Below are 26,062 nucleotides of genomic sequence, written 5' to 3' on the forward strand. Positions count from 1 at the left end.
CTCCTGGTGGCGGATGGCTGGATGATCATTTCGCGGAGGCGATGAAGCTGGCGAGCTCGGGGGTCTCAGGGTTGGCGAACAGTTTTGCCGGCGGCCCCTGTTCCCAGACGCGGCCCTGGTGCATGAAGACGATGCGGTTGGCGACGTTGCGGGCAAAGCCCATCTCGTGGGTGACCAGGATCATGGTCATGCCTTGCTTCGCCATCGCCTCCATCACCTTCAGCACCTCGCCGACGAGTTCAGGATCGAGCGCGGAGGTCACCTCGTCGAACAGCATGAGATGAGGCGCCATGGCGAGGCAGCGCGCGATCGCGACGCGCTGCTGCTGGCCGCCGGAGAGCTGCTCGGGCCAGGCGTCGATCTTCTCGGCAAGGCCGACGCGGGTGAGCACATCCTCCGCCAGCGTGCGTGCGCGGGCCTTGTCGATGCGGCCGGTGAGCAGCGGAGCCAGCGTGATGTTGCGCTCGACCTTCAGATGCGGAAACAGGTTGAAGGCCTGGAACACGATGCCGACGCGCTGACGGAATTTCTTGAGGTCGGGCATCTTCGTATGGACCCGCTCGTCCTCGACGCGGATCTCGCCGGAATCGACGCTCTCCAGCGCATTGATGCAGCGGAGCAGCGTCGACTTGCCCGAGCCCGAGCGGCCGATGATCGTGACGATCTCGCCTTCCTCGACGTCGAGCGAGACGCCCTTGAGCACCTCGACCTTGCCGAATGTCTTGTGCACGTCGCGGATTTCAACGAGAGCCATCGAGGCGGGCCTCCAGGGAGCGGGACCAAAGCGTGAGCGGCAGGCACAGCGCGAAATAGATCGCGGCGACCAGCGCGTAGGTGAGCAGCGGCTGGAACGTCGCCGCGCTCACCACTTGGCCTGCGCGGGCGAGCTCGACGAAGCCGAGGATCGAGGCGAGCGAGGTGCCCTTGATGAGCTGCACCAGGAAGCCGACGGTCGGCGGCAGCGACAGCCGCAGCGCCTGCGGCGCGATGATGTGGCGGAATTGCTGCCAGGCGGAGAGGCCGAGGCAGGCACCGGCCTCCCATTGCGCCTGCTTCACGGCCTCCAGCCCGCCGCGCCAGATCTCGCCGAGGAAGGCGGCGGTGTAGAGCGTGTAGGCGACGGTCACGGCGACGAGCGCCGGCACCTGGATGCCCAAGAATACCGGCATGCCGAAATAGAAGAAGAACAACAGCCCGAGCAGCGGCACGCTCTGGATCACCTGGATGCACGCCGCCATGGTCCAGCGCAGCCCGGCGAAGCGGCTGATGCGGCCCATGGCGAGCCCGAGCGCCAGCGGCGCGCCGAAGGCGAGCGCGAGCACGACCAGCGCGACGGTCCAGCGCAGCGCCGCGAACAGCGAGACGAAATCGATGAGGGAGAAGGATCGCATCGCTGTCCCTCAGCGCCGCCGCGGCCAGCGGAAGGCCGCCAGACCGATGATCGCGAACAGCGCCTTGAACGACATCGCCATCGCGAAATAGACCGCGCAGATCACCGCATAGACCTCGAAGCTGCGGTAGGTGCGGCTCTCAATGAATCCCGCGACATGGAAGAGTTCGTCGGCGGCGACCTGCGAGGCGAGCGAGGTGCCGAGCAGCAGCAACACGAACTGGCTGGTCACGGCCGGATAGGCGTTGCGCAGCGCCGGCGGCAGCAGGATGTGACGGAACACCTGCCAGCCCGATAGTCCAAGGCACTGGCCGGCCTCAATCTGGTTCTTCGGCACGGAGTCGAGGCCGGCGCGGATGATCTCGACCGAGTAGGCGCCGAAATACAGCGACAGCGCGACGGCAGCCGCCTCGAACGCCGGCAGCTTCAGGCCGAAGTTCGGCAGCACGAAGAAGACGATGAAGATCTGGATCAGCGACGGCGTGTTGCGGAACAGCTCGATATAGCCGCGCACCAGCCAGCGCAGCGGCGTGATGCGGCCGTTCAGCGCGACCGCGCCGGCAACGCCGATCACGAGCCCGGCCAGTGCCGCGATCACCGTCAGCTCGAGCGTGACGATGGCCCCGTCGATGAGCTGGTTCTGATAGCGCCAGAGCGGCAGGAAATTCATCGCGCGCGCTCTCAGCCGAACTGGGTGGGGAGGGCGCGCGTGACCACACCATCGGCGTCGAGCCCGAGGATCACCCGCCAGCGGTCGAGGCAGGTGCAGGGATGCGAGATGCCGAAGGCGATGATGTCGCCGACGGCAAGGACGCTTTCGGGGGCGACGGACAGGAACGCATGCTGGTCGTTGAGGCGCGTTACCGTCAGCGCAGCGTCGAGCCCTTGCTGCTCGACGCCGTCGCGGAATACGCGCAACGGGACGGGCAGTCCCTGATCGAAGGAGGCGTCGCGCATGCCGAAGCCGGCAATCGCAAGGCCTGTCTCGGGGCGCGACAAGACTTCGGCCCAGAGCGTCAGCGCGGGGCGAAAGCCTTCCACGGCGGAGTGGTGCAGACCGTCGATGAGGAGACCGCCGCGCCGGTCTACTTCCGCGAAGGCGCGGGCATAGATGCCGTGATCGGCGAAGAACAGCGCGCCGGAGCGCAGGATCACGCTGACGTTGCCGTCAGCCTGCGCGCCAGGCGCCAGCGCGCGCGCGACGATGTCGAAAAAGGCCGAGCCGCCGGCACTGATGATCAGTGGCCGCTGCGGGGCGGCGGCGCGCACCAGCGCAAAAGTCTCGATGGTGCGCTCCATCAGTGCCGCGATCGCGCGCATCGTCTCGTCGGCATCGGGCGTTGCGGCTGCGCCCTCATAGGTCGCAACGCCGCCGAGCACGAGCCGGTCGGCGGCGAGCACGGCTGCGATCGTCGCCTCGATGGCGGCGCGATCGCGCGCGCCGGCGCGGCCTGCGCCGAGCTCGACCAGCACGGACAATTCGCGGCGCTCCGCGATCCGTGCCGCTTCGGCGAGCGCGGCGACAGCGGCGGGTGAATCCGCGAAGGCGTGAAATTCGGCGTCGGGATAGGCGCTGAGCAGCGCGCCGAGCCGCCGACCGGCTGCCAGCCCGCCGATCTCGTTGGCCAGCAGCAGGCGCCGCTCGCCGCTCGCGAGCAGCACGGCGGCCTGCTGGACGTTGGCGACCGTCGTACCCCAGGCGCCGGCTGCGCGCAGCGAGCGGGCGAGCTCCGGCGACATCGGGGTCTTGGCGTGGGGCGCGACGCTGACGCCGGCGCTGGCGCACCATGTCAGGAAGAGGTCGCGGTTGGCCGCGAAGGCGGCTTCATCAAGGGTGAGGGCGGGCAGGGCAAGATCGCCGCGCGAAGGCGACCAGCGCTGGTTGCCAATGTCCTCAGTGGCCAGGCCATCGACCAGGGGAATGCCCCGCGTAGTCGTCGAAACGCGTTGGCTATCCCACCGGGACAAGAACTGCATCGTCGCTCCCTCCGCGGCCCTCGACCGCTGAAGTGAACGATATGTCCGAATGACAACGTTGTCATTAGCGGATTTTAGCCATCCACGGGCCAAGTTCAGTGCAAATAGGTATGAAAGTAGGGGTGAATGCCGTCGGATTGGGCTAGTGCTCGCCACCCATCTGGCCGAGGACCTCCTCGATATCGATGTCGATCTGGCCCGCCGCCCTGAGATGGCGGACCTCGAGACTGTCGCCCCGGAAGCGGTACTCGACGAGGCCGGTCTCCTTGATCGCGATCCGGTCCTGGCGCGCATCGTTGATCTTGAAGCCGACCGACGGCGCCCAGACGTGGCGCGTGTGGCGGAACGTGAAGTCGCGGCGCTGGTGCACGTGGCCGCTGCCGATGAGGCGCAGATCGACACGCGCAAACATCTCGATCAGCCGCGCCCGCGCCGGCTGCGGCACGTAGCGGATCGAGGTCTCCGGCGTCTCTGGATCGTGGGGCAGGTTGAGGAACACCGGCTTGTGCAGGAACAGCGCGACCGGCCTGCCATTGGTGCGTGCGATCTCCTGGGTTAGCCAGTCGAACTGCGCGGCCTCGAAGGCGAGCCCGGAATTCATCACCAGCGTGTTGAGGCCGATGAAGCACCAGCCCGCGGCCTCGAACGACCAATGGTCTTCGCCGATGATGTCGCGGAATTGCTGGCGGTATGCCTCGCTGACCGGCGGCTTCGGCGCCGGCCCGATCGCGGTCGGATTGTCGCCGATGTCGTGATTGCCGGGGAGGTAACGGCAGGTCACGGGCAGGGCGTCGTGCAGGCCTTTGGCGAATACGACATCATCGCGGCTGGTCGGGCCGTCGAAGGAGACGTCGCCGGTGTTGATGACGAGATCGGGCCGGTCAGCGTCGATGTGCTCGCAGACGCGGTGGAAGTTGGCGATCAGGCCGGGAAAGCGCCGGCCGAGATGGGTGTCGGAAATCTGCGTCAGGCGAAATTCGGACATGGCGTCAGCATACGCGTCGTCGCACGTCGGAACGATGACGGCGCGCGCATTATCCGCGATCGAACAATGTTTAAAGCACGCGATAGCGGATCGTGTAGGCGTCCTGCGGCGCGATGCTGCCCGCCACCGGCGAGGCGATGCGGTCGGCGAGATGCCAGGGGCTGAATTGCTCGGAGCGATGCGGCTCGGCCGGAAGGCGGAGGCGGAATTCGAACGTGCCCTTGCCGGGCAGGTTCACCACCAGCACGCGGTCGGCGGTGCGGTGGTTGAGCGCCACCGCGCCGCGCAGCAGTGCGCGGCCGTCGGCGAGGTCGCGCACGCCGTCGGCCAGCGCCAGCGTCTGGTTGCGGTCGGTATGCAGCTCGATCTGGGTGTCGGATACAGCCGTCAGCGTCTCCCTGGGCATGCGGATCTCGAACTCGACCGCAGGCTTGGATGGGTTGAGGCCGAGATAGGCGAGCGCAGCGTGGCGCACGTCGGAGGCGGCGAAGGCGAACAAGGCGACGGCGGCGAGCGTGGCGAGGCCATGCCTGACGACATCGCGCCAAGGGGAATAGCTCATCCGATAGCCCAGGCGGAAATACACCGTCATCGCCAGCGCGACCGCGAGCGCCATCGCGATACCTGACAGCGCCGACATCAGGATGCCGAGCCGGTCGCTGGCGGATTCGGCAAGGGGGCCGATCAGGCCGGAGAGGGTGTTCATGGCGGTCGCTCGCCTTGCGCCCCAAAGGGGACGAAATTGCTTTAACAATCGGTGGTTGGTCGCAAGAGCGGGAACACCGGTTCAACTCGCTGATTGTCAGCGTCAGAAGTCGCGGCTAATGACGGTCCGCGGTGTTCCGCCTTACGGGAAAGTTCCGATGTCTGTCCAAATGGTCCTGCTGCCTGTCTTCGTGCAGGTCGGTCTCACCTTCGCGCTTCTGATCGGCATGGTCTTCGGGCGCCGCAAGGCGCTGGTCTCGGGCGAGACCAAGATCCGCGACATTGCGCTGGGCGAGCCGAACTGGCCCAAGAGCACCACGCAAATCGCCAATTGCTACCGCAACCAGTTCGAGCTGCCGTTGCTGTTCTACGCCCTGATCGCGCTGGCGCTCCCCTTGCGCCATGTCGATCTCTTCATCGTGCTGATGTCATGGGTGTTCGTGGTGACACGGTTCGCCCATGCCGGCGTGTTCGTCTCCTCGAACGATCTCGGCCGCCGCTCGACGATCTGGCTCGCCGGCGTACTGGTGCTGCTGGTGATGTGGATCTACTTCGCGCTGAGAATGCTCTTGTTGATCTGACTTTTAACGGTCGGATTTCATCTGAAAGATTTGAAATGACCCCCGCTGCCCGGCTGTCCGCAGCCATCGAACTGATCGATACCATCGAGAGAGACCGCGTGCCCGCGGCCAAGGCACTGAAGGAGTGGGGCACCGCGCACCGCTTCGCCGGCTCCGGCGACCGCGCCGCGATTGCCGGCCTCGTCTGGGACGTGCTGCGCCGCTATGCCTCGAGCGCCTTCCTGATGGACGCCGACACCGCGCGGGCGCGGCTGATCGGCATGCTCCGCCTCGAGCGCGACATGGACGCGGCCACCATGGCCGCCCTGTTCGACGGCAGCCGGTTTGCGCCGGCGCCGCTGACGGAGGCCGAGCAGGCGGCGCTCAGCCATCGCTCCCTCAGGGACGCTCCCGCTGCGATCGCCGGCGACTACCCCGAATGGCTCGATCCGCATCTGGCAAAGGTGTTCGGCGAGGACCGTGCGGCGGAGGCGGCCGCGATGGCGAGCCGGGCGCCGCTGGACCTGCGCGTCAACACGCTAAAGTCCAATCGTGACAAGGTGCTGCGGGCGCTTGCTCATCTTCATGCGAAACCGACGCCCTGGTCTGCAACCGGCCTGCGCATCGAGCTTTCCGCCGATGCGCGCAACCCCGGCATCCAGGCCGAGGAGGATTTCATCAAGGGCGCCGTTGAAGTGCAGGATGAGGGATCGCAGCTTGCGGCCCAGTTCACCGCGGCAAAACCCGGCGAGCAGGTGATCGATCTGTGCGCCGGCGCCGGCGGCAAGACGCTGGCGCTCGCCGCCATGATGCAGGGCAAGGGCCGGCTGATCGCCACCGATCGCGACAAGCGGCAGCTTGCGCCCATTCACGAACGCCTGTCGCGCGCCGGCGTCCACAATGCCGATGTCCGCACGCCCAAGGGCGAGGCCGATCCGCTGGCCGACATCAGTGCCACGGCCGACCTCGTTGTGATCGACGCGCCCTGCACGGGAACCGGCACCTGGCGCCGCAACCCCGACGCCAAATGGCGGATGCGGCCGGGCGCGCTGGAGATTCGCCTGCGCGACCAGGCCGAGGTGCTGGAGCGCGCCGTGCCGCTGGTGAAGCTAGGTGGCCGCATCGCCTACATCACCTGCTCGGTTTTGGCGGAAGAGAACGGCGAGCAGGTGAGGGCGTTCATCGGCCGTCACCCGGAGTTCGCGGTGGTCCCACCCGAGCAGATCGCGAGCGTGCTCTGGGACAAGGCGGAAGATTTCGCAAAAGCCGCGCTGCAATCGCCCGAGGGCTGGCTGATGACGCCGCGCCGGACCGGGACGGATGGCTTCTTCGTCTCGGTGCTGCGGAAAGTGTAGCTCTCGTAGGGTGGGCAAAGCGAAGCGTGCCCACCATTCCCAGTGTGAAAGATGGTGGGCACGGCGCGCGAAGAGCGCGCCTTTGCCCACCCTACGGCACTCGCGCCCTCGTCATTCCCGGGTTCGCCCTCCGGGCGCCCCGGAATGACGGCCGTTGGGCCCCCCAAAACAAAAGCCCCGCAGACCGAATCCCGGTCACGGGGCTTTCAAGTTCTCGCGCTCTGCCGGTACGTCCGTGGTCAGAAGCGCTGGTGCGTTGGCGATTAGCCGACGCGGAGATTATCAGCCGACGACTTGCCGCTGCGACGGTCGGCGACGATGTCGAACGAGACCTTCTGACCCTCGTTGAGGGAGGAGAGGCCAGCGCGCTCGACGGCGCTGATGTGCACGAACACGTCCTTCTGGCCGTCGTCCGGCTGGATGAAACCATAACCCTTTTGGGTGTTGAACCACTTCACGGTGCCCATAGCCATGGGAATTTCCTTTAGTTAGTTAGAGAGGATACGCACGCGGACCGGTACGCAGCACTGCGCCCATAGTCCTGATGAGTCGATGTTTTGGAGAAATCATCTGAAGCGTGCGCGCCTGTCTTAGACGAGGCGAAGCGGCCCAGTCGTTCGGCCAAGTATCGATGATCACAATATAGCGAGAATTTTGGGCCACTTCAAGGCACCACCCGCCACCCGGTACCTCGCCCGGATTTGCTATTTTGCGGTGCAAATTAACCGCTCCGGCGCATCTCAATCGACGATAAACAGCGTCGCCCCGGTGGCCGTCGAGGACCGGTGCGCGGCGTCTCCGAAGTCCGAGACCTGGTAGCTCATCCCCGCCGTGAGCTTGAACTTGCGGCCGTCGCGCAGCTCCGAATCGAGCTCGCCCTTGACCACGAAGATGACGTGGCCGCGGTCGCACCAATGGTCGGCGAGATAGCCCGGCGAATACTCGACCATCCGCACCCGGAGATCGCCGATGTTGAGCGTGCGCCACAGCGCCTGGCCGGTCTCGCCGGCATGCTTGGTCGGCTCGACCTTGCTCCAGTCGGTGACGGTGAAGGGGGAGGTGGGAAGTTTCATGGGGGATCCTGTCTCAGAGCCGGCAATGCCGGTGTTAGCGTACGCTGCCGCCGCAGTCTCCGTCATTGCGAGCGCAGCGAAGCAATCCAGAAATGCATCCGCGGAGGCCATCTGCTTCCGCCTTCGCCAAGGCTTTGGCGGACGAGTCGCGGAGCTTGCAATGACGCGCTTCTCTCGCTGTCATCGCCCGCGGAGTGTTTAGCCCGGAGACATGACTGACGGGTGTTCGGGGACATGGTTGACACGTCAAAATCGGCTCGATTCGTCAAACAAGGGGGCGAGCGATGCCGTGGCGCGAGGTGTCTGTCATGGATCAACGGCGAGAGTTTGTGATGCTTGCCAAGCAGGAGGGAGTGAACCGGCGGAAGCTGTGCCGGCAGTTCGGCATCAGCGCCCAGACCGGCTACAAGTGGATCCAGCGGTACGAAGCGGGCGATGCGACGTTGGCAGACCGGTCGCGACGACCTCATCACAGTCCGGAGCGTACAGCTGCTGCGACCGAGCAGCAGATTGTCGAGCTGCGAGATGCGCACCCGGCCTGGGGTGCGCGCAAGCTCGCGCATCGCCTGAAGCGCAATCGGCAAGCCACTCCCGCGATATCGACCGTGCACGAAATTTTACGCCGTTACGATCGTGTGAAGGAGCCCGCGGGCACGCCTGGACAGCCCTATACCCGCTTTGAGAAGGATGCGCCCAACCAGCTTTGGCAAATGGACTTCAAGGGGCACAGTGCGCTGGAGAACGGCGTGTCTTGTCATCCACTGACGACGCTAGACGATCACTCGCGCTTTTCCTTATGCCTGGCAGCCTGTGACAACGAACGAGGCTCGACGGTACGAGGACATCTTGAGGCGACGTTCCATCGCTACGGACTGCCGGATGCGATGTTCGTCGACAATGGCGGCCCCTGGGGCTTCACCCTTGAAGACCCCTGGACCACGCTGACGGTGTGGCTTCTCAAGCTCGGCGTCCGCACGATCCACAGCCGGCCCTATCATCCCCAGAGCCGAGGCAAGAACGAACGGTTCCATCGCAGCCTGAAGGCCGAGGTTCTCGCCTTCAAGCGCTACCGGGACCTTGCCGATGTCCAGCGGGCATTTGACCAATGGCGAGCCGTCTACAATCTAGATCGGCCGCACGAGGCATTGGGCTTCGATGTGCCCGCAAGCCGTTATCGACCAAGCCAGCGCCTCATGCCGGATCGCCTTCCAACGGTGGAGTACGACGAGGGCGAGATCGTCCGTTCCGTCTCCACCACGAAGGCCTATGTCAGCTTCAAGGGACGGCTCTGGAAAGTCCCGCAAGCCTTCCGTGGTGAGAAACTCGCCATTCGTCAGCTCAGTGCTGAGGGAAAGTTCGGAATATTCTTTGCCGCTCACCAGATCGAAACGATCGATCTACGTAACCCCAAAAGTGTCAACCATCTCCCCGAACAGGTGTAAGCTATGTGCCCGGGCTGAACAGAAGGCGGGCGATCCAGTACGCCGAGACGGTCGTGATTGAATCGACAGGCCGCGGCGTACTGGATTCCCCGCTTTCGCGGGGAATGACAGCGGTGGGTGGGGCGGCACCGTTCAACACGGCGAGACGTCACCCCACCAGATGGTTCGCCGACCCCTGCACGATCAGACCCGCGTCATTCACCCGCAGATATTCGCAGATCTTCTTGCCCCGCTCGTTCGCGTAAAACACCACCACGCTATCCGGGCTGACGAACACATCGATCAGCGAGAAGTGCAGCTCCGGCAGCAGCCCGAGCGCCTTGCCCCAATAGGCCCGCAAAGCATCCTTGCCGCGCACGGTGCCGCTGGCATCGAACCCCAGCGCCGGGATGCGGTCCGAGGTCATCACGGTGTCCTCGTCATAGAGCGTCAGCACGCGTTCGAGATCGCGCGCGTTCCAGGCCTCGACCCAGGTCCGGCCGAGCGCGGCAAGCGTCGATGGCTGATGGTGCTGTGACATGGCATTCTCCCTGATCGGCCCCTGGTTGAAGGGTGGGGCAAATTAGGTCAATAATACTTACCTATATCCGTTTGTCCATGCCCAAAGAAGAATGTGGGCGCGCAAACCTGCGCGGTTGCGGGCCGGGCGCCTGTCGCGTATCTGCTTGCCATGACAGCAGCACAGAACGACCGCTCCGCGTCGACGCCCTCCGTGGCCTCGGCGCATGACAAGATTCTCATCGTCGACTTCGGCAGCCAGGTGACGCAGCTGATCGCGCGTCGCGTGCGCGAGGACGGCGTCTATTGCGAGATCGTCCCGTTCAACAAGGCCGAACAGGCTTTTCTGGAGATGAAGCCGAAGGCGGTGATCCTCTCCGGCGGGCCGGAGTCGGTGCACGAGGCCGGCTCGCCCCGCGCCCCGCAATTGATCTTCGCCTCCGGCGTGCCCGTGATGGGCATCTGCTACGGCCAGATGACCATGGCGGCGCAGCTCGGCGGTGAGGTCGAGGGCGGCCATCACCGCGAATTCGGCCGCGCCGATGTCGAGGTGAAGGCTGACAGCAAGCTGTTCGAGGACGTCTGGTCATCAGGCAGCAAGAACCAGGTCTGGATGAGCCATGGCGACCGCATCACCAAGATGCCGCCGGGCTTCTCGGTGGCCGGCACCTCGCCGAACGCGCCCTTCGCGATCATCCAGGACGAGAAGCGCAAATATTACGGCCTGATGTTCCACCCCGAAGTGGTGCACACGCCCGACGGCGCCAAGCTGATCCGCAACTTCGTGCGCAAGATCGCCGGCCTCACCGGCGACTGGACCATGCGCGCCTTCCGCGAGGAGGAGATTGCCAAGATCCGCGCCCAGGTCGGCAAGGGCAAGGTGATCTGCGGCCTCTCCGGCGGCGTCGATTCGGCCGTCGCGGCCGTGCTGATCCACGAAGCCATCGGCGACCAGCTCACCTGCGTCTTCGTCGATCACGGCTTGATGCGCCTCAACGAGGCCGAGCAGGTGGTCGACCTGTTCCGCCACCACTACAACATCCCGCTCGTGCACGTGGATGCGTCGAAGCAGTTTTTGGGCGAACTCGAAGGCGTCACCGACCCCGAGACCAAGCGCAAGACCATCGGCCGCCTCTTCATCGAGGTGTTCGAGGCCGAGGCCAAGAAGATCGGCGGCGCCGACTTCCTGGCGCAAGGCACGCTCTATCCTGATGTGATCGAGAGCGTCTCCTTCACCGGCGGCCCCTCGGTCACCATCAAGTCGCACCACAATGTCGGCGGTCTCCCTGAACGCATGAACATGAAGCTCGTCGAGCCGCTCCGCGAGCTGTTCAAGGACGAGGTCCGCAAGCTAGGGCGCGAGCTCGGCCTTCCCGAAATCTTCGTCGGCCGCCACCCGTTCCCGGGCCCGGGCCTTGCCATCCGCTGCCCCGGCGACATCACAAGCGACAAGCTCGACATCCTGCGCAAGGCCGATGCCGTCTACATCGACCAGATCCGCAAGCACGGCCTCTACGACGACATCTGGCAGGCTTTTGCGGTGCTGCTCCCCGTGAAGACGGTGGGCGTCATGGGCGACGGCCGCACCTACGACTACGTCGTGGGTCTGCGCGCCGTCACCTCCACCGACGGCATGACCGCGGACTTCTACCAGTTCGACATGAAGTTCTTAGGCGAGACCGCCACGCGCATCATCAACGAGGTGAAGGGCGTGAACCGGGTGGTGTACGACGTGACCAGCAAGCCGCCCGGGACGATTGAGTGGGAGTAGTGGACCGGTTGTCATCGGGCAGTTTGGCGTGGTTTTGGAGCGTCTATCTCATTTCTTCCCGGTCGCGTCGTCACATAAGCCTGATCGAGGTCTGAAAACTATCGCGCTTCCGCGAACAGCGCAATGTGGCGTACTGCGGCGTGCAGAAAGGTCGGAAGCGGTGAGCCGAAGTCTCAGTTTGAGGGATCGGGATTACGGTGACAGTGCATTTGACTATCGCTCGCTAAAGAAGGCTTGCGAGTTGAATTCACTGTCACCGTAATGTTCGAAGAAGTCAGCGCGCGACCGGTTCTCGGCGTCGATCACGGCCATAGATCGATTACTGCTCCTTCCTGAACAAATCCTGGAAGACCAGCGGGCCCCAGGTGCGGCCGCGCGCGTGCACCAGCGCGCCACCCTCGTTGAGCTTTCCGAGCTTCACGGGTGCGAAGCCGAGTTGTTTCGCCAAGGCCGCGACGGGAACGATCGCGTCCTCGTCGTCGCTGGACAGAAAGACGACCCGGTGGCCGCCCTCGACGACCGGATCGGTAGCCAGTTTGGCTGCAATCAGATGATTGAAACCTTTCACGAACCTGGCTCCGGTGAACGCCTTCGCGACGACGGCGGAGGACAGAAGACCGTCCAGCTCTTCTCCAAAGCCGTTCGTCGCGTCGATGATCGTCTTGCCTTGCCAACTCGGCAGGGCCTTCGCAACCGCGCGATGCTCCCCGAACGGGACCGCCAGAATGATGGTGTCGGCCTCGAGTGCGTCCTCCAGCGACCTGGCGACGACCGTGGGTCCGATCGCCCGAGCCTGCGGCGCCAACGTCTCGGGCGGCCGGCGGCTCGCGACTGATACGTCGATGTTCCTGCGGGCGCAGGCATGGGCGAGGGCCTGGCCTATCTTGCCGAATCCTATGATTGCGTAGCTCATCATACGTCTCCTATTTTCAGATGGCCGAGAAGCCGCCGTCGACGGACAACTCCACCCCGTTCACGAAGCTTGAATCGTCTGAGGCAAGAAACAGCGCGACCGCCGCGATTTCCTCAGGACGACCCATCGTTCCCCTGGGGATCAGGGATTCGAACATCCGCTTCGCGTCCTCGGTGAGAACCTGGTCCTGCATCGGTGTGGCGATCGGCCCCGGGCTCAGCACGTTCACCCGGATATTCCTGCCCTTCAGTTCGTTGAGCCACGTGCGTGCGAATGAGCGCAGCGCCGCCTTGCTCGCCGCATACACGCCGTAACCGGGAAAACCTTTCACCGACGCAACGGACCCGGTCATGAAGATCGATCCGCCATCGCGGAACAGCGGCAGCGCCTTCTGAACCGTGAACAGCGTGCCGCGCGTATTCAGGCCGAAGGTTGCATCGAAATGCTGCTCGGTAATCTCGCCGAGCGGAACGGCTTCCCCCATGCCGGCGCTCGCGTAGAGGACGTCGATCCTACCCTTGTCCCGCTTGACCGTGTCGAACAGACGGTCGAGGTCGTCGAGATTGGCCGCGTCGCCGCGCACGCCGATCACGTTCCGGCCAATCAGCTTGACGGCCTCGTCGAGCGCCTGCTGCCTCCGGCCCGTGATGAAAACATAGGCGCCTTCTTCAACGAACCGCCTGGCGCTCGCCAGCGCCATACCGCTCGATCCACCCGTGACGACTGCGACCTTACCTTCAAGCTTTCCCATGACTTCTCCATTCGTGGTGTCGGGGCAGCATCTGCCTCCGAGAACCTCGAAATGGGTCCGCAGGGGTCAGGTGTTGAGTGCGGAAGCGCGCACATCGGTGGTGCGAAATCGAACCGGCTGGACGATCGACGCCAGCCGCGACGAGCGGTGTCCGCCGGTCGGAATTGGGCCGTACTTGCCGGCATGGGGCTGTGATCGCTGCCCGTGCTACCCAAATACGAGATGCCGCTCGATGTGTTGGACACGGGCTTTGGAAGGCGCACCGTGCGGTGCGGGATTGCACCATGATCGACTGGGATGACGTTCGTTACTTTCTTGCCGTCGCGCGCGGAGGCTCGGTGCGGGCTGCCGCCGAGCGCCTCGGTGTGAACCACGCGACCGTGCTGCGACGCATCGCCCAGCTCGAGGAGCGCCTCGGGGTCCATATGTTCGAAAAGCTGCCTTCGGGCTACCGCCTGACGGCTGCAGGCGAGGAGGTCCTCGAGTTCGCGGACCAGATGGAAACGTCTTCGCACCTGCTGGAGACGCGCGTCTTCGGGCGCGACCAGAGCGTGCGCGGGCTTCTGCGGGTGACGCTGGCGCCGCCGCTGGCGACACACCTGCTCATGCCTGATTTCGCCGATTTCGCGCGTCTGCATCCGGACATTGAGATGGAAATCCTGTCGTTCGGCGAGTTGGCAAATCTGACCAACCGGGAGGCCGACGTCGCGATCCGCGTCGTCTACGACCGCAAAACCCTGCCGCTCAATCTTCACGGCCTGAAGGGACCGGAGCTGTTCGGCGCCGTCTACATGTCCAGGGATCGACTGGCCGCGTGGCGTGCGGGCGCGCCTGATCCTGTCAGGTGGATCGTCATCAGCATGCATGGGATTCCGGATTGGGCCAGCGAGGGTGAGGTTCGCACCACGGGCGGTCCGTTCAGGGTCACGGATGCCGGCGCGCAGATCGCTGCCGTACGGCAAGGGCTCGGGATCACGACACTGCCGTGCTTCGTCGGCGATGCCGACCCCCTGCTGGTGAGGGTGCCGGGCACCGACCTGCACATGTACGGAACGGTTTGGCTTCTCACACAGGGCGAGACACGCAAGACGAAGCGCGTGCGGCTCTTCACCGAGTTCGTATCCCGCAGGCTCACCGCGTACGCGCCGCTTCTCGCGGGGCTGTCCGTATCGCGCGACTGATGCAGCGTCGTACTAAGGCGATGTTGTGTCAGCAATAGCAGGCGATCGTTCTCGCGTTGCCATGCAGGACGTACCGTCTCACCAGATGAACGGAATCAGGCGCCGGCGCACACGGCGCGCGTAGTCGTCATAGCCCTCGAGGCCCGCGCGCAGCGTCCGCTCCTCGATGCCGATCCGGATGCCAAACAACAGGGCGAGGATGGGGACCGTCGGAAGTCCCCACCACGAGCCGAGCACCAGCGATGTCCCGGCGACGTAGAAGAGCGTGCCGAAATACATGGGATGGCGGACGATGGCATAGGGGCCTGTTGTGATGACGGCCTGCCCGCGGTCCTTTTGCAGTTTCACGACCGGCGCCGCGAAGCTGTTCGTGCGCATGATCCAGTAAATGAACAACATCGCCGCCAGCAGGAGCCCGCAGCCCGCCCACTGCACGGAAGATGGCATTGCCGACCAGCGCCAGCGCGCCGCATCCGCCGCCATGAAGCCCATTCCTCCAAATATGACGAGCAGGATCGGGATGAGAATCAGCTTGTCCGCGAGCGGCTGATCTTTCTGCACGGGCGGCTTGAGGCGTTCTCTGAGCAGGCTCGGATCCACGCGCGCCATGATTGTCCCAAACACGACTGAGGATAAGACCATCACGCCGAGATAGAGCCATCCGCCGGTGTAGTCCGTCGTGCCTGCAGCAACAAAGATGATCGCGCCCATGAAGCCGAACCAGACGATCGTCTGAACGATGAGATTGAGAACGAGACCCATTTTTCTGCCTTTCCCGTCGAAGGTTCGGAGTCTTCCGCACGGTCAGCGCCGCTGCGGGATTCCTCATTGCCGTCGTCGGCCACGCGTCCAGCGGCTGATGGCGTCCTCCATGGCGCCACGCATGACCCGGTAGAAGTCGGCCATCTCCCTGAGGCGTGCGCTTGCCGCCTTTGACGCAGCTATTTCAGCCCCGGCGTTCAACTGCCCGGCCAACGCGTCGAGCAGACGATTCTGCTGCCGGACCATGGCTTCGTAGTCGTCTGCCACGGCATAGAGCGCGCGTTTTGTCCCAGCCTCGCTATGGCGACGCGCCAGCGTGTAACTCTCCAGCAGTCGAGCGGCTACGCTTGCGCTGCTCTTGCTGATCCCGAGGCTTTCGGTGATCTGATCGAGGCTGACGGGGCGAGGGCAGAGAAGCAAATAGCCATAGAGACGGGCGGCGACGGGCGGTACGCCCCAGGGCGTGAGCAGCCTTGCCACGTCCTCCGTGAACCGCTGCTCGTCCCTGCTGGTCTTGTTTGACATATTCGGCATATTCCGAATATATAGAATTTATGGCTGACGGCAAGCGCCAAGCGGGGGCTCATGCCTCCCTGTCAGTCCGCTGCGGCCTGTGTTTTGCAGGATCGGTATCATGTCGCCGGAGTTCACGCTTCGGCGGGAGCCATCGCGTCATGGACGAGCGGCAGACGTCGAGCGTAGTCGCAATCATTCCCTGCAACGACCTCGATGCAGCGGAACGGTGGTGGAACAGGCTCGGCTTCTTCAGGCCGGTCGATCAAGGCTACGAAGACTATCGGATGCTGTCAGATGGTGTTGGTTGCGAGGTGCATTTGCAGCAGGCGGTGGAAGGCTGGCTCATTCCGGGGAGCAACCCGTTTGGCGTCTACGTCTACACGCCCCGGGTTCGCGGCCTGGCCGCGGCGATGTGCATGGAGATCGTCGAGCCGAGCCGCGCGGCCGAGCACAAGCCGTGGGGCATGTATGAATTCGCGCTAAATGGCCCTGACGACCTGCTCGTCCGCGTGGGCTGGCCGAGCCGGTTGATGACGGAGTAGGTCTGGCGTTGGCGCGAGCCTCTCGGCGCTCAATTGTCGCACCTTCATGTGAAGCATCTCACACGCACGCTTGCGTCAATCATGCGACAGAACACCTGCTGTGATTGTACGTGGTGAATTGGGCTTATTGAGATGCCCGCCACCACATCAGCTGAAATGAGCTGCACACGCCAGAACGACATGTTGAAATAGCTATGAACCGGCCGATTGCGTCGGTCCATGAGAGCTATGGAGACACTATGGCTGACAAACACGAACAGAGCATGGTTGGTACGTGGACCAAAACCACGGCGGCTGCGTGTGCGGACAAATATCCCGCCACCATCACCTTCTCGACCGGCACCTACCGCGGCATGCGCGGCGAGGGGCAGGGCATGGTGTGGTGGGACGCGGGAATTTACCGTCTCGAGGATTCCAACACACTCGTCGTCGGGACGGCCAACGATGAACTTGTGACCTATCGCATTTCACTCGAGGCCGACCGGTTTGAGTTTACGGATTCCGAGGGCTGTGTCGTGACCTATCGGCGCGCGTAGGACTGCGCACGCCACAGCTGACTTGAGATAACGCGGGCGTACCCGCGAACGAGCCCGATGCTCACGTCGATCGCCTCGTCATTTCAACGAGGAGATTACGACATGTGCAATTGCTCAGAGCATGAATCGAGTGGCAGCCTTGCAAAGATGACCGGGGCATCGGTCGAGCCGGCCATGAAGCCGCAGGTGCCGCTGTCGCGTCAGATCAGCATCAGCGATGAGGATTCCGGCGACCAGCCGGCCGCGACCGATCTGCAGCCGTTTCCGCCCTTCAGGCTGTGCAGGCTCGACTTTCGCGAGGGCTGCTACCAGATCAACTTCAGGCCGACGGCCGGCTTCGTGTCTTTCGAAGGCACGCTGCGCGTCGATCGCTCGGCGCCCGACGGCGGCGCGGATCATCTGATCGTCAGCAGCGATCTCTACTCGAAGCGGCCGGTGATCGGTCCTATCCCCCATCCGTTGCCGCCGGTGGGGAACAAGGACGCAGATGAAGCCGCAGCAGACGCGGGGCTGACGAGCCTCGCCGGTTCGCTTAGCGCGGTCGACGAGCCGGCTATTCCGTTCCCGATCCGCAGGCCGAGGATCCCCATCTTCCCCCGCGCGCGCTATCACTCCTATCTCAGGGTGACCAGCGTGTCCGCGCCGGTCGCGGTCCCGCTGCCGAAGAAGTGCGAGCTCACCATCGTCGCCGAGCAGTTCAACTACACGCAGCCGCCGGTCGGGCAGTTCAAGGGCACGTTCCCGGCGACGCCGTCGCGCACCGTGACGATGAAGCTTTCAAAGGTGCCGGCGCCGTTTCCGTTCTCCCTGACCGGCGGACCGTTCTACGAGGGCCGGCTGCTCGAGGGCGGCGTGGACAAGGGCAGCGTCACGCTCGCCTGGGTGTCGAAATTCTTCCGCAGGGCGACGCTCGAAATCGATACGCTGGTCGGCGCCGTGCGGCCCGCACCGGTGCCCGACGGCGCCGGCGGCACGGAGTTCTTCGACACGATCTTCGCGAGGACCGGCTGGCAGCTCACGGTGGTGCAGGACCAGCTCAACGTCCCGGTGCCATCGGGCGTGGTGCCGACCAACTGCTGGAGCTCTGCGGATCTGCACGCGCTGATGACGACCGTGCGCAATCCGGCGACGAATCTGGACGCCGAATGGCGCGTGCACATGATCGTCGTGCCTGCGAAGCTCGGCTGCTCGCGCGGCATCATGTACGACCAGATCGGCGTTCCCCGCGAAGGCTGCGCGAGCTTCTCCGATGACGGCTATCCCACCTCGGACTCGTCGAACTTTGGTCTCGCCGCGAACAGGAAGCAGCGCGACGTGCCGCGTGCGTTCCTGCGCAGCGCGACCCACGAGCTGACGCACACGCTGAACCAGATCCACCAGGAGCAGGAGACGGCGGCCGACAACTCGATCATGACCACGACGCCGAGCGTGGCCGACGTGCTCGGCGGTCCCGCGACCGGCGAGCCCGGCGTGTTCCCGGATCAGATCAAGCTCGCGCACAACACCAACGTCCGTCATCACCTGAACCACATGCCGGATCCGGTCATTCGTCCGGGCGGATGGCCGTTCGCAAGCTGGTTCCCGACCGGCGCGCCGCAGGCCGCCGACCGGCACGACTTCGAACCTTCCGAGCTGACGCTTGCGGTGACGGCTACGACCGACCGCGTCGCGCTCGGCCAGCCGCTGGATCTGACCTGGACGATGACGAACACCAGCGGCGTGTCGCTGCGCGCGCCGAACGACGTCGGCATCGAGGCCCTGTTCGCGTCGATCACGGTCACCGATGCCGAGGGGCGCGAGCGCCCGGTGAGGCCCTTCGTGATCCTGTGCGAGCACGCAAAATTGAGCGAGCTCGAGCCCGGCAAGAGCGTCACGGCCTCGGCGAAGGTGTTCTGGAGCACGGCGGGCTTTGCGTTCGAGAGGCCGGGCCGCTACCGCGTCGACGTCGCCGTGTCGTGGTCGGCGCAGGGCGTGATGGTGGGTGTGCAGTCGGGGATCGACGTGTTCGTCGACTATCCGTCCAGCGCGTCCGACAACCATTCGGCCAATCTCGTGCTGCATCCCGAGGTCGGCAAATGGGTGGCGCTCGGCGGCGATGCCTATCACCTCGGCGAGGCGTGCCGGCGCTTGCAGGCGCTCAGCCAGACCGCGGCGCCGGCAGGTGCACTGGCCGTCGCCGGCGACGGTGCGCCCGCGCCGCGGGTGCTCGACGGCTTCGCGGACCTGCTGCCGGACCGCGCCAAGCTTGCGAGGCTGCGTCCCGAGCTGACCGCCGACACGGGCGGCCGTGCGGCACGCGGTCCCGCGCGCGCGGCAGCCCCGGGGCGCAAACGCGCGGCGAAGGCGAAGAAGCGCACGGGGCGAAAGGGGTAAGCCGCAGCCGGAGCGACGGGTATCCATCGCCCGACCCATCCATCGCACGTCACCCGCGCCACGCACGGCGCGGGTGACGCACGACGCGCCGTCAGAACCGGGCGTCGATGTCGACGACGTCGATCAGCTTGTGATTGACGAACTCCTTGAGGCCGAGCCCCAGCAATTCGCGTCCGTAGCCGGAGCGGCGGATGCCGCCGAAGGGCAGGTCGGCCTCGACCTTGGTCGGATGGTTGACGAACACCATGCCGGTCGAGATCTTCCTGGCGACGTCCGCGCCGTGCTTCGTGTCGGAGGTGAACACCGAGCCGCCGAGGCCGAACGGGGAATCATTGGCGATGCGCACGGCATCATTCTCGTCCCTGGCGCGAAATAGCATCGAGACGGGGCCGAAGAATTCCCAGTAGCGCGCCGGATTGTCGTCGGCGACATCGGTCAGGATCGTCGGCTGCACGAAGGCGCCCTGGTTGGGGACGGGCGGGCCGACCTGCTCGGCCTTGGCGCCATGCGCAACGGCCTGGCGGATCTTCTCTCTGATCTCGTCGGCCGCCGCCTGCGAAGAGAGCGGCGCGAGCGTGGTTTCGGGGGCGAAGGGGTCGCCCGCCCTGAGGCCGGCCACGCCCTCGCGGTAGCGCGCAAGAAATTCGTCATAGACCGCATCGACGATGATCATGCGCTTGGACGAGACGCAGACCTGACCGCCGTTCCAGTGACGGCCGAAAACCGCCCATTTGATCGTCTTGGCCATGTCGGCGTCGGCGAGCACGACGAACGCGTCGGCGCCGCCGAGCTCCATGGTCGACTTCTTCAGCGCCTTGCCGGCCTGCGCGGCGACGACCGCGCCGGCATCTTCCGAGCCCGTGAGCGCCACGCCATGGACGCGCGGATCGTTGATGATCGTCTCGACCTGCGAGCGTGTCGCGTAGAGATTGATGAAGGCGCCCTCGGGCAGCCCCGCCTCACGCATCAGCCGTTCGAACGCCGCCGCGCTCTGCGGCACGTTGGAGGCGTGCTTCAGCAGCATGGTGTTGCCGGCCGAAAGCTGCGGGGCGATGATGCGGGCGATCTGGTAGTAAGGGAAGTTCCAGGGTTCGATCGCGAGCAGCACGCCGAGCGGCTCGCAGACGATGACGGCCTCGCCCTCGGCGGGATCGGCGACAGTCAATTTCTCCGGCCGGAGCAGGCTTTCGGCATTCTGGACGTAATATTCGAAGATCTTCGCGGACAATTCGACCTCGGCCTTCGCTTCGGTGAACAGCTTGCCCATCTCGAGCGTCAGGAGCTTTGCGTAGGCGTCGGCGTCCTTGCGCAGCAGGTCAGCTGCCTTTTGCAGGATCGCGCCGCGCGCGGCAAAGGACGTCTCGCGCCAGGCAAGGAAGGCCGCATGCGCCGCGTCGATCGCGCGGGCGACCTCGGCATCGGTGGCGGTGGGGAATGTCTCGAGGACTTCACCCGTGTAGGGGTAGGTGGTTGCGTAGGCCATGTGTCGTTCTCGCTCCAGGCATCGTGCAGTGTTTGGTGCCGGCTGCCTTCATGCGCTTCCGACGGGACTGCTGATGAAAGGATGGATCACAACCCAATTCGTCACTTTGAGACAGGTCAATCGAGATGCCTCAGCGCCGTTCACGAGACTGCGAGCGGGCGGTGGTCGGACCTGTCGTCATCAGGGGGCACTGCACAGCACCCCGGCACAAACGCGGGATGTGGGTTGCGCTGTCTCATGATACGCCAGCCACATCGTCCTCTCCGGAGCCTGCCTTCATGTCCGTCGCGACCACCGCCAATCAAGCCCCCGCAACCGCCGCCGAGACCGATCCCGAAACGCTCGGCTGGATGAAGGGCTTCCCGCCGGCGCCGGAGCGGACGATCACCTTCCAGGACGGCTCGTTCCGCAGCTTCCCCGAGCTGCGCTGGGCCTGGAGCAATATCCGCCAATTGGTGCCGACCGTGAACGTCTGGCGCGGGGCGGGACCGGCATCGCCGCTGCCGCGCGAGGACCACGACATCGGCGCGGTCGCCTCGACCACGATGGACGGCCGTCCCATGACCTTCGCGAAAATGCTGGAGGAGACCTACACCGACGGCATCGCCGTGCTGCATCGGGGCAAGCTGATCTACGAGCGCTATTTTGGTGCGTTGAAGCCGCACAAGCCGCATATCGGAATGTCGGTAACGAAATCCTTCACCGGCGTGCTCGCGGGCATTCTGGTCACCGAGGGCAAGATCGATCCGCAGGCACCGGTCACGGACTATGTACCGGAGCTGAAGGCGAGCGCATTTGGCGATGCGCGCGTGCACGAGGTCATGGATATGACCACCGGCCTCGAATACACCGAAGTCTACACCGACAGGAATTCGCATGTGTGGGGCTTGCGGCGCGCCAACGGCATGGCGCCGATCCCGCCTAATTATGACGGCCCGACCACCATTTTCGATTTCCTCGAGGCGCAGAAGAAGCAGGGCGAGCACGGCAAGGCCTTTGCCTACAAGACCGTCAACACCGACGTGCTGGCCTGGATCTGCCGGCGCGCCAGCGGCCTGACGCTGTCCGATCTTCTCTCCGAGCGGATCTGGACGCAAATCGGCGCGGAAGAGGACGCGCATTATCACGTCGACCGCATCGGCACCGAGAGCGGCGGCGGCGGTCTCTCGACCACTTTGCGCGATCTCGCCCGCTTCGGCGAGACCATGCGCAATCACGGCCGTTTTAATGGCCGCCAGATCGTGCCGTCGTCCGTTGTCGAGGACATTTCGCGCGGCGGCGATCCCGAGAAATTCAAGCCGGCCGGCTACACCACGTTGCCAGGTGCCTCCTATCGCAATCAATGGTGGGTGACGCACAACCCCCACGGCGCCTACATGGCGCGCGGCGTCCACGGCCAGGGCATCTACGTCGATCCCAAGGCCGAGATGGTGATCGCGCGCTACGCCTCGCACCCTGTCGCGGGCAACGCCGCCAACGATCCCGTGACGCTGCCGGCCTACATGGCGCTGGCAAAGGCGCTGATTGCGGGCGGATGAGGTGAGGTTGCAGGATGGGTAGAGCGATAGCGAAACCCATCGGCTTCTCTCGCGGAGCACCAGCGATGATGGGTTTCGCTGCGCTCTACCCACCCTACGAGTCCCCAAACCGCAAGATCGGTCGAGCACGTCGCAGCCGTCAGCGACTAACTGGAGCCGCCACGGAGGAGGGACGATGAAGGCGGCGCTGCAAAATTATCAGGATCGGATGTGGCGGGTGCTGGAGCATATCGACCGGCATCTTGACGCTGATCTGGACCTCGACACGCTGAGCGCTGTTGCGGCCTTCTCGAAATTTCATTTCCACCGGCAGTTCACGGCGACCTTCGGGCTGTCCGTGCATCGCTATGTTCAGCTTGCCCGTATGAAGCGCGCTTCGCATCGGCTGGCCTACAGGGACGACGAAAGCGTCACCGACATCGCGATGGATGCCGGCTACGACGCACCGGACGCCTTCGCCCGCGCCTTTCGGCAACGGTTCGGGCAATCGCCGTCGTCGTTCCGGAAATCTCCCGACTGGGAGCCGTGGCTTGCGGCCTTCGGGCCTCTCGACAACGCGAGGAGCAAGCTCATGCAGAAGACCTTTACCCCTGACGACGTGATGATCCGCGATGTGCCCACGACGAAGGTGGCGATCATGGAGCATCGGGGCGACCCGGCGACGCTTCCTGCCACCATCCAGCGGTTCATCGCCTGGCGCAGGGCGGCTAACCTGCACCCCAGGACAAGTCCGACCTTCAATGTCTGGCGTTCCGAGCGGCGTCCCGCCTCGCCGGCCGATTACAGCGTGGACCTCTGCGCCGGGACCGACCAGCCGATCCAGGCGAATGGCGAAGCGATCAAGGCCGGCGAGATCCCCGGCGGACGTTGCGCGGTGCTGCGCGTCGTCGGCCACACCGACAATCTGGAGCCCGCCGCGCTCTACCTTTATCGCGACTGGCTTCCGGCCAGCGGCGAGGAAGCGCGCGACTTCCCGATTTATTGCCAGCGGCTGAGCTTGTTCCCGGAGGTGCCGGAGCATGAGGCGGTCGCGGAGCTTTTCCTGCCGCTGAAATAGCGCACCTGACGGCGGCCTGTCCGTTTCGGTCGTAGGAGACGGACTGGTCGCTATCGAGTTGGCGGTTAAGCCGCTTATGCCATCTCGCGCCAGCGCATCGGCAATACGCCGTCCTGCCTGAAACTGTCGAGGAAGCGGAAGCGGGCGGCTTGCGGATTGGAACGGGCTTCGATCGTCGTATCGAGGATCTGCACGACGTCGTTCTCGTCATAGGCGGGCCAGGGTGGCAGGCCTGATCCGTTCGGATTCCCCTGCGTCGCGAAATTCACCCAGTAACCCATCATCGTCCGCGCCAGCGCGCGGTCCTCCTCGGCCGGCGGTGCTGTGCTGCCGATCACCTGTTGCGGCGTCAGCGTGCCGAACACGAACGGGATTTCGGTGACATGCGAGGCGATCGGCGTGTAGCGCGACGTATAGCTGAACAGATAGCCGTAGGCGGGCGCGCGCCGGCGACGCCGATGCAGCCGCAGCCACTGCCAGCACTGCTCGCCGATCACGGTGTCGCCGGTGAGGGCCGCCGCGGAGGCCTTCGCCTCGGCATCGGTCGCGGCAGGGTAGACCTTCAGGAAATCGGCCATGCGTTCCCCGCCGAACATTGCCTCGGCCGCGGTGAGAAAGGCGCGCGCCGAGTGGTCGGGCAGGGATTGCGCAGGGAAGGGGAATTCCTCCGCGCTATTCCAGCCCGCCAGCAACGGGATGTGCATCTGCTCGCCGCGCAGGAATCTGCGGGCGGGCACGTCGGGCACCACATCATGATCGATGCTCGGTGAGAATGCCGAGACAACGGGGCTGGCCTTGAAGCTCCATGGTGCGGCTGCATTCAACTGATCGGCCGGCATCGCGCGCAAGGCGGCGATGGACTCATCGCCTTGTTGCCGGGCGAACGCGAGACCGCGCGCGCGGGCTTCTTCAAAACTCTGAAGTGGCCCGTGCTTGCCATCCCAGAACGCGCCGCTCTGTCCGATGGCCTTGTGAAACAGTCCGTGCGCGAGCGGCGAGGCCATCAGGATCCCGACGGCCATGGCGCCGGCGGACTCGCCGAACAGGGTGACGTTGTCAGGATCGCCGCCGAAGCCGGCAATGTTGGCCTTGACCCAGCGCAGCGCCGCCAGTTGGTCTCTGAGGCCGTAATTGCCCGACGGCGCTTCCGCGTCGAGATCAGGATGGGCGAGGAAGCCGAAGACGCCGAGGCGATAGTTGAAGCTGACGACGACGACCCCGCTGGCCGCCAGCGCGCCTCCGTCGGTCGCGGGGTTGGCCGAGGAGCCGAATTGAAAGCCCCCGCCATGAATCCACACCATCACGGGCCGCCTCTCGTCCGGATGCTCCGCTGTGGTCCAGACATTGAGATAGAGGCAATCCTCGTCGCGCGGTCCCGGCCGATGGTCGTTTTCGACAGCTGAAAGACAGCCTGCGCCAAACACACTTGCATCTCGCACGCCGTCCCAAGGCGCTGGCGGCCGCGGTGCGCACCAGCGCAGCCGTCCAACCGGGGGCGCCGCGTAGGGGATGCCCTTGAACGACAGCACGCCGCTTGCGTCCCGCACGCCGCCGCGCACGAAACCGGCTTGGGTGCGGACCACACGTCCGAGTTCGGCTGCTGTCGCGGTCGTGAAGGCATTCATGGTCGTATCCCGTCATCGGTAGGCGCCTGGCCGCCGCCCGGCAGGTTTGGCAGCAACCTATCGACTTTCGCCCTCGTTGAATTTAGATATTTAGCCAATCAATGACTAAAAACCGGCAGCATGCGGCAACCCCTTCGCTTTCCATGGTCCAGCCTCGATGTGGACGATCGCTCCGCCCCGGTCATCGCCGTGCGCGTTGACGTGACGGGGACCAAGGGGGAGGTCCCCGATCACAGCCACCGCAAGGGACAACTGGTCTTCGCGTTGGGAGGTGGTGTCACATGTCGCGTTCCCAGTGGCCTGTGGATGGTGCCGCCACATTGCGCGGTGTGGATTCCCGGCGGCATGCAGCACAGCAACCTCGCCACAGAGAATGCCCGGCTGTTTTTCGTCTACATCGAGCCCGACATCGTGGACCTGCCGGGTCGATGCTGCACGCTGTCGATCTCGCCGCTGCTGCGTGAGCTGATCGTCGAGTTGTGCGATCAGGTCGGGGATGACTTGGCGAGGGTGGACCTCCTGGCGAGCGTCCTGCTCCGCGAGCTGCCGCGCATGCCCGTCCAGCAGCTCCATCTGCCGCTCTCGTCCGAGCCGCGGTTGAAGCGGATCGCGGCTGCGCTGGCAAAAGATCCTTCCGACCGCAGGACCCTCGCCGAATGGTCGAAGCGCGTCGCGCTCAGCGAGAGCAGCCTCGCGCGTCTCGTCGTCAGGGAAACGGGTCTGAGCTTCGGGCGCTGGCGCCAGCAATTGCACCTGATCGTCGCCCTGCGAGAACTCACTGCCGGCGCCAGCGTGCAGCAGGTCTCGGCCGATCTCGGCTACGAGTCCGTCGCGGCCTTCATCACGATGTTCAAGAAGGCGCTCGGCAAACCCCCGGCAAAATATCTCAGCAGTATCGTGCGGGATGCGTAGGGAAGCACGCAACTTCCCGATCTATTGCCAGCGGCGGAGCTTCTTCCCGGAGGTGCCGGAGCACGAGGCGGTTGGGGACCTTTTTCTGCCGCTGAAGGAGGGGCACCGAATTCCAGG

Annotated in this window: 26 protein-coding genes; 11 read left to right on the forward strand and 15 right to left on the reverse strand. The window is 64.9% G+C overall.

The annotated features are described in order from the left end of the window. Window positions 1-25: 25 nt before the first annotated feature. The 6 genes from ACE10W_RS17210 to ACE10W_RS17235 all read right to left on the reverse strand — a co-directional run bounded on the left by ACE10W_RS17210 (window position 26) and on the right by ACE10W_RS17235 (window position 5,058). Complete coding sequence (locus ACE10W_RS17210) at window positions 26-754, reverse strand: amino acid ABC transporter ATP-binding protein (RefSeq protein ID WP_304552843.1); 729 nt, start codon at window positions 752-754, stop codon at window positions 26-28. Then, on the reverse strand, window positions 741-1,391 hold the full coding sequence (locus ACE10W_RS17215; RefSeq protein WP_092182998.1) for an amino acid ABC transporter permease: 651 nt from the start codon (window positions 1,389-1,391) through the stop codon (window positions 741-743). The genes ACE10W_RS17210 and ACE10W_RS17215 overlap by 14 nt, the downstream gene beginning before the upstream one ends. Window positions 1,392-1,400: 9 nt before the next feature. Further along, window positions 1,401-2,060 (reverse strand): amino acid ABC transporter permease, encoded by a 660-nt coding sequence (locus tag ACE10W_RS17220; RefSeq protein WP_011086757.1) that lies wholly within the window; start codon window positions 2,058-2,060, stop codon window positions 1,401-1,403. Window positions 2,061-2,071: 11 nt separating this feature from the next. Beyond that, complete coding sequence (locus ACE10W_RS17225; RefSeq protein WP_271556660.1) at window positions 2,072-3,367, reverse strand: amino acid deaminase; 1,296 nt, start codon at window positions 3,365-3,367, stop codon at window positions 2,072-2,074. Between the two features lie 142 nt (window positions 3,368-3,509). Next, a complete protein-coding gene (locus ACE10W_RS17230; protein WP_271556662.1) occupies window positions 3,510-4,352 on the reverse strand; it encodes a metallophosphoesterase in 843 nt (280 codons plus the stop codon). A gap of 70 nt (window positions 4,353-4,422) precedes the next feature. Beyond that, window positions 4,423-5,058, reverse strand: a complete 636-nt coding sequence (locus tag ACE10W_RS17235; RefSeq protein WP_271556664.1) for an acriflavin resistance protein — start codon at window positions 5,056-5,058, stop codon at window positions 4,423-4,425. Between the two features lie 157 nt (window positions 5,059-5,215). Here ACE10W_RS17235 and ACE10W_RS17240 point away from each other — a divergent pair, with 157 nt between their 5' ends. Continuing rightward, window positions 5,216-5,638 (forward strand): MAPEG family protein, encoded by a 423-nt coding sequence (locus tag ACE10W_RS17240; RefSeq protein WP_028171008.1) that lies wholly within the window; start codon window positions 5,216-5,218, stop codon window positions 5,636-5,638. A 35-nt stretch (window positions 5,639-5,673) separates the two neighbouring features. Further along, window positions 5,674-6,972: an RsmB/NOP family class I SAM-dependent RNA methyltransferase gene (locus ACE10W_RS17245; protein ID WP_271556666.1), complete on the forward strand. Its 1,299-nt coding sequence runs from the start codon at window positions 5,674-5,676 to the stop codon at window positions 6,970-6,972. A 263-nt stretch (window positions 6,973-7,235) separates the two neighbouring features. On the opposite strand, the gene ACE10W_RS17250 is transcribed toward ACE10W_RS17245, so the two are convergent. Together ACE10W_RS17250 and ACE10W_RS17255 are read right to left on the reverse strand one after the other, a co-directional pair. Then, a complete protein-coding gene (locus tag ACE10W_RS17250; protein ID WP_008141931.1) occupies window positions 7,236-7,445 on the reverse strand; it encodes a cold-shock protein in 210 nt (69 codons plus the stop codon). Between the two features lie 267 nt (window positions 7,446-7,712). Then, window positions 7,713-8,045 (reverse strand): DHCW motif cupin fold protein, encoded by a 333-nt coding sequence (locus ACE10W_RS17255; RefSeq protein ID WP_011086763.1) that lies wholly within the window; start codon window positions 8,043-8,045, stop codon window positions 7,713-7,715. A 284-nt stretch (window positions 8,046-8,329) separates the two neighbouring features. On the opposite strand from ACE10W_RS17255, the gene ACE10W_RS17260 reads away from it, so the two are divergent. Next, on the forward strand, window positions 8,330-9,487 hold the full coding sequence (locus ACE10W_RS17260) for an IS481 family transposase (protein WP_110116441.1): 1,158 nt from the start codon (window positions 8,330-8,332) through the stop codon (window positions 9,485-9,487). Between the two features lie 148 nt (window positions 9,488-9,635). On the opposite strand, the gene ACE10W_RS17265 is transcribed toward ACE10W_RS17260, so the two are convergent. Continuing rightward, complete coding sequence (locus ACE10W_RS17265; RefSeq protein WP_271556668.1) at window positions 9,636-10,007, reverse strand: nuclear transport factor 2 family protein; 372 nt, start codon at window positions 10,005-10,007, stop codon at window positions 9,636-9,638. Window positions 10,008-10,157: 150 nt separating this feature from the next. Here ACE10W_RS17265 and guaA point away from each other — a divergent pair, with 150 nt between their 5' ends. Then, window positions 10,158-11,756 (forward strand): glutamine-hydrolyzing GMP synthase, encoded by a 1,599-nt coding sequence (guaA, locus tag ACE10W_RS17270; RefSeq protein ID WP_271556669.1) that lies wholly within the window; start codon window positions 10,158-10,160, stop codon window positions 11,754-11,756. Window positions 11,757-12,075: 319 nt separating this feature from the next. Here the strand turns inward: guaA and ACE10W_RS17275 are convergent, their stop codons facing one another. Both ACE10W_RS17275 and ACE10W_RS17280 read right to left on the reverse strand, forming a co-directional pair. Further along, the gene (locus ACE10W_RS17275) at window positions 12,076-12,669 is read right to left on the reverse strand and encodes an NADPH-dependent F420 reductase (RefSeq protein WP_375762644.1); all 594 of its coding nucleotides are present in this window, start codon (window positions 12,667-12,669) and stop codon (window positions 12,076-12,078) included. A gap of 16 nt (window positions 12,670-12,685) precedes the next feature. Beyond that, a complete protein-coding gene (locus tag ACE10W_RS17280; RefSeq protein ID WP_271613018.1) occupies window positions 12,686-13,420 on the reverse strand; it encodes an SDR family NAD(P)-dependent oxidoreductase in 735 nt (244 codons plus the stop codon). A 284-nt stretch (window positions 13,421-13,704) separates the two neighbouring features. Between ACE10W_RS17280 and ACE10W_RS17285 the strand changes: the two genes are divergently transcribed. Next, window positions 13,705-14,601, forward strand: a complete 897-nt coding sequence (locus ACE10W_RS17285) for a LysR family transcriptional regulator (protein WP_028171013.1) — start codon at window positions 13,705-13,707, stop codon at window positions 14,599-14,601. Window positions 14,602-14,679: 78 nt separating this feature from the next. Here the strand turns inward: ACE10W_RS17285 and ACE10W_RS17290 are convergent, their stop codons facing one another. Together ACE10W_RS17290 and ACE10W_RS17295 are read right to left on the reverse strand one after the other, a co-directional pair. Next, the gene (locus tag ACE10W_RS17290) at window positions 14,680-15,363 is read right to left on the reverse strand and encodes an isoprenylcysteine carboxylmethyltransferase family protein (protein ID WP_271556674.1); all 684 of its coding nucleotides are present in this window, start codon (window positions 15,361-15,363) and stop codon (window positions 14,680-14,682) included. Window positions 15,364-15,426: 63 nt separating this feature from the next. Then, window positions 15,427-15,888, reverse strand: coding sequence for a GbsR/MarR family transcriptional regulator (locus tag ACE10W_RS17295; protein WP_271556676.1), 462 nt, complete (start codon window positions 15,886-15,888; stop codon window positions 15,427-15,429). 149 nt (window positions 15,889-16,037) lie between these two features. On the opposite strand from ACE10W_RS17295, the gene ACE10W_RS17300 reads away from it, so the two are divergent. The 3 genes from ACE10W_RS17300 (at window position 16,038) to ACE10W_RS17310 (ending at window position 19,330) form a co-directional block, all read left to right on the forward strand. Further along, the gene (locus ACE10W_RS17300; RefSeq protein WP_271556678.1) at window positions 16,038-16,421 is read left to right on the forward strand and encodes a glyoxalase; all 384 of its coding nucleotides are present in this window, start codon (window positions 16,038-16,040) and stop codon (window positions 16,419-16,421) included. Between the two features lie 239 nt (window positions 16,422-16,660). Further along, entirely contained in the window at window positions 16,661-16,957 is a 297-nt protein-coding gene (locus ACE10W_RS17305; RefSeq protein ID WP_271556680.1) for a hypothetical protein, read from the forward strand. Between the two features lie 147 nt (window positions 16,958-17,104). Then, a complete protein-coding gene (locus tag ACE10W_RS17310) occupies window positions 17,105-19,330 on the forward strand; it encodes a hypothetical protein (RefSeq protein WP_375762645.1) in 2,226 nt (741 codons plus the stop codon). A 91-nt stretch (window positions 19,331-19,421) separates the two neighbouring features. Here ACE10W_RS17310 and ACE10W_RS17315 read toward each other — a convergent pair whose 3' ends face one another. Next, window positions 19,422-20,813, reverse strand: a complete 1,392-nt coding sequence (locus ACE10W_RS17315; protein WP_011086774.1) for an NAD-dependent succinate-semialdehyde dehydrogenase — start codon at window positions 20,811-20,813, stop codon at window positions 19,422-19,424. Window positions 20,814-21,091: 278 nt separating this feature from the next. Here ACE10W_RS17315 and ACE10W_RS17320 point away from each other — a divergent pair, with 278 nt between their 5' ends. Beyond that, window positions 21,092-22,351 (forward strand): serine hydrolase, encoded by a 1,260-nt coding sequence (locus ACE10W_RS17320; RefSeq protein ID WP_271556685.1) that lies wholly within the window; start codon window positions 21,092-21,094, stop codon window positions 22,349-22,351. A gap of 175 nt (window positions 22,352-22,526) precedes the next feature. Then, window positions 22,527-23,408 (forward strand): GyrI-like domain-containing protein, encoded by an 882-nt coding sequence (locus ACE10W_RS17325; RefSeq protein ID WP_271556687.1) that lies wholly within the window; start codon window positions 22,527-22,529, stop codon window positions 23,406-23,408. Window positions 23,409-23,482: 74 nt separating this feature from the next. Here ACE10W_RS17325 and ACE10W_RS17330 read toward each other — a convergent pair whose 3' ends face one another. After that, entirely contained in the window at window positions 23,483-25,033 is a 1,551-nt protein-coding gene (locus tag ACE10W_RS17330; RefSeq protein WP_271556689.1) for a carboxylesterase/lipase family protein, read from the reverse strand. A 120-nt stretch (window positions 25,034-25,153) separates the two neighbouring features. On the opposite strand from ACE10W_RS17330, the gene ACE10W_RS17335 reads away from it, so the two are divergent. Further along, window positions 25,154-25,945 carry a helix-turn-helix domain-containing protein gene (locus ACE10W_RS17335; protein WP_304565209.1) on the forward strand — a complete coding sequence of 264 codons (792 nt, stop codon included), beginning with the start codon at window positions 25,154-25,156 and terminating at the stop codon, window positions 25,943-25,945. Window positions 25,946-26,062: the final 117 nt, after the last annotated feature.

The organism is Bradyrhizobium sp. B025 (assembly GCF_042257955.1).
In the GTDB taxonomy this organism is placed as follows: domain Bacteria; phylum Pseudomonadota; class Alphaproteobacteria; order Rhizobiales; family Xanthobacteraceae; genus Bradyrhizobium; species Bradyrhizobium diazoefficiens.

Bases quoted from the DNA above. Each gene is read 5' to 3' on its own strand.
- ACE10W_RS17285 (WP_028171013.1), top strand. From the start codon at position 13,705: ATGATCGACTGGGATGACGTTCGTTACTTTCTTGCCGTCGCGCGCGGA.
- ACE10W_RS17305 (WP_271556680.1), top strand. From the start codon at position 16,661: ATGGCTGACAAACACGAACAGAGCATGGTTGGTACGTGGACCAAAACC.
- ACE10W_RS17315 (WP_011086774.1), bottom strand. From the start codon at position 20,813: ATGGCCTACGCAACCACCTACCCCTACACGGGTGAAGTCCTCGAGACA.
- ACE10W_RS17235 (WP_271556664.1), bottom strand. From the start codon at position 5,058: ATGAACACCCTCTCCGGCCTGATCGGCCCCCTTGCCGAATCCGCCAGC.
- ACE10W_RS17210 (WP_304552843.1), bottom strand. From the start codon at position 754: ATGGCTCTCGTTGAAATCCGCGACGTGCACAAGACATTCGGCAAGGTC.
- ACE10W_RS17265 (WP_271556668.1), bottom strand. From the start codon at position 10,007: ATGTCACAGCACCATCAGCCATCGACGCTTGCCGCGCTCGGCCGGACC.
- ACE10W_RS17220 (WP_011086757.1), bottom strand. From the start codon at position 2,060: ATGAATTTCCTGCCGCTCTGGCGCTATCAGAACCAGCTCATCGACGGG.
- ACE10W_RS17290 (WP_271556674.1), bottom strand. From the start codon at position 15,363: ATGGGTCTCGTTCTCAATCTCATCGTTCAGACGATCGTCTGGTTCGGC.
- ACE10W_RS17215 (WP_092182998.1), bottom strand. From the start codon at position 1,391: ATGCGATCCTTCTCCCTCATCGATTTCGTCTCGCTGTTCGCGGCGCTG.
- ACE10W_RS17295 (WP_271556676.1), bottom strand. From the start codon at position 15,888: ATGTCAAACAAGACCAGCAGGGACGAGCAGCGGTTCACGGAGGACGTG.
- ACE10W_RS17335 (WP_304565209.1), top strand. From the start codon at position 25,154: ATGCGGCAACCCCTTCGCTTTCCATGGTCCAGCCTCGATGTGGACGAT.
- ACE10W_RS17260 (WP_110116441.1), top strand. From the start codon at position 8,330: ATGCCGTGGCGCGAGGTGTCTGTCATGGATCAACGGCGAGAGTTTGTG.
- ACE10W_RS17275 (WP_375762644.1), bottom strand. From the start codon at position 12,669: ATGAGCTACGCAATCATAGGATTCGGCAAGATAGGCCAGGCCCTCGCC.
- ACE10W_RS17255 (WP_011086763.1), bottom strand. From the start codon at position 8,045: ATGAAACTTCCCACCTCCCCCTTCACCGTCACCGACTGGAGCAAGGTC.
- ACE10W_RS17225 (WP_271556660.1), bottom strand. From the start codon at position 3,367: ATGCAGTTCTTGTCCCGGTGGGATAGCCAACGCGTTTCGACGACTACG.
- ACE10W_RS17245 (WP_271556666.1), top strand. From the start codon at position 5,674: ATGACCCCCGCTGCCCGGCTGTCCGCAGCCATCGAACTGATCGATACC.
- ACE10W_RS17250 (WP_008141931.1), bottom strand. From the start codon at position 7,445: ATGGCTATGGGCACCGTGAAGTGGTTCAACACCCAAAAGGGTTATGGT.
- ACE10W_RS17240 (WP_028171008.1), top strand. From the start codon at position 5,216: ATGTCTGTCCAAATGGTCCTGCTGCCTGTCTTCGTGCAGGTCGGTCTC.
- ACE10W_RS17230 (WP_271556662.1), bottom strand. From the start codon at position 4,352: ATGTCCGAATTTCGCCTGACGCAGATTTCCGACACCCATCTCGGCCGG.
- ACE10W_RS17320 (WP_271556685.1), top strand. From the start codon at position 21,092: ATGTCCGTCGCGACCACCGCCAATCAAGCCCCCGCAACCGCCGCCGAG.
- guaA (WP_271556669.1), top strand. From the start codon at position 10,158: ATGACAGCAGCACAGAACGACCGCTCCGCGTCGACGCCCTCCGTGGCC.
- ACE10W_RS17330 (WP_271556689.1), bottom strand. From the start codon at position 25,033: ATGAATGCCTTCACGACCGCGACAGCAGCCGAACTCGGACGTGTGGTC.
- ACE10W_RS17310 (WP_375762645.1), top strand. From the start codon at position 17,105: ATGACCGGGGCATCGGTCGAGCCGGCCATGAAGCCGCAGGTGCCGCTG.
- ACE10W_RS17325 (WP_271556687.1), top strand. From the start codon at position 22,527: ATGAAGGCGGCGCTGCAAAATTATCAGGATCGGATGTGGCGGGTGCTG.
- ACE10W_RS17300 (WP_271556678.1), top strand. From the start codon at position 16,038: ATGGACGAGCGGCAGACGTCGAGCGTAGTCGCAATCATTCCCTGCAAC.
- ACE10W_RS17280 (WP_271613018.1), bottom strand. From the start codon at position 13,420: ATGGGAAAGCTTGAAGGTAAGGTCGCAGTCGTCACGGGTGGATCGAGC.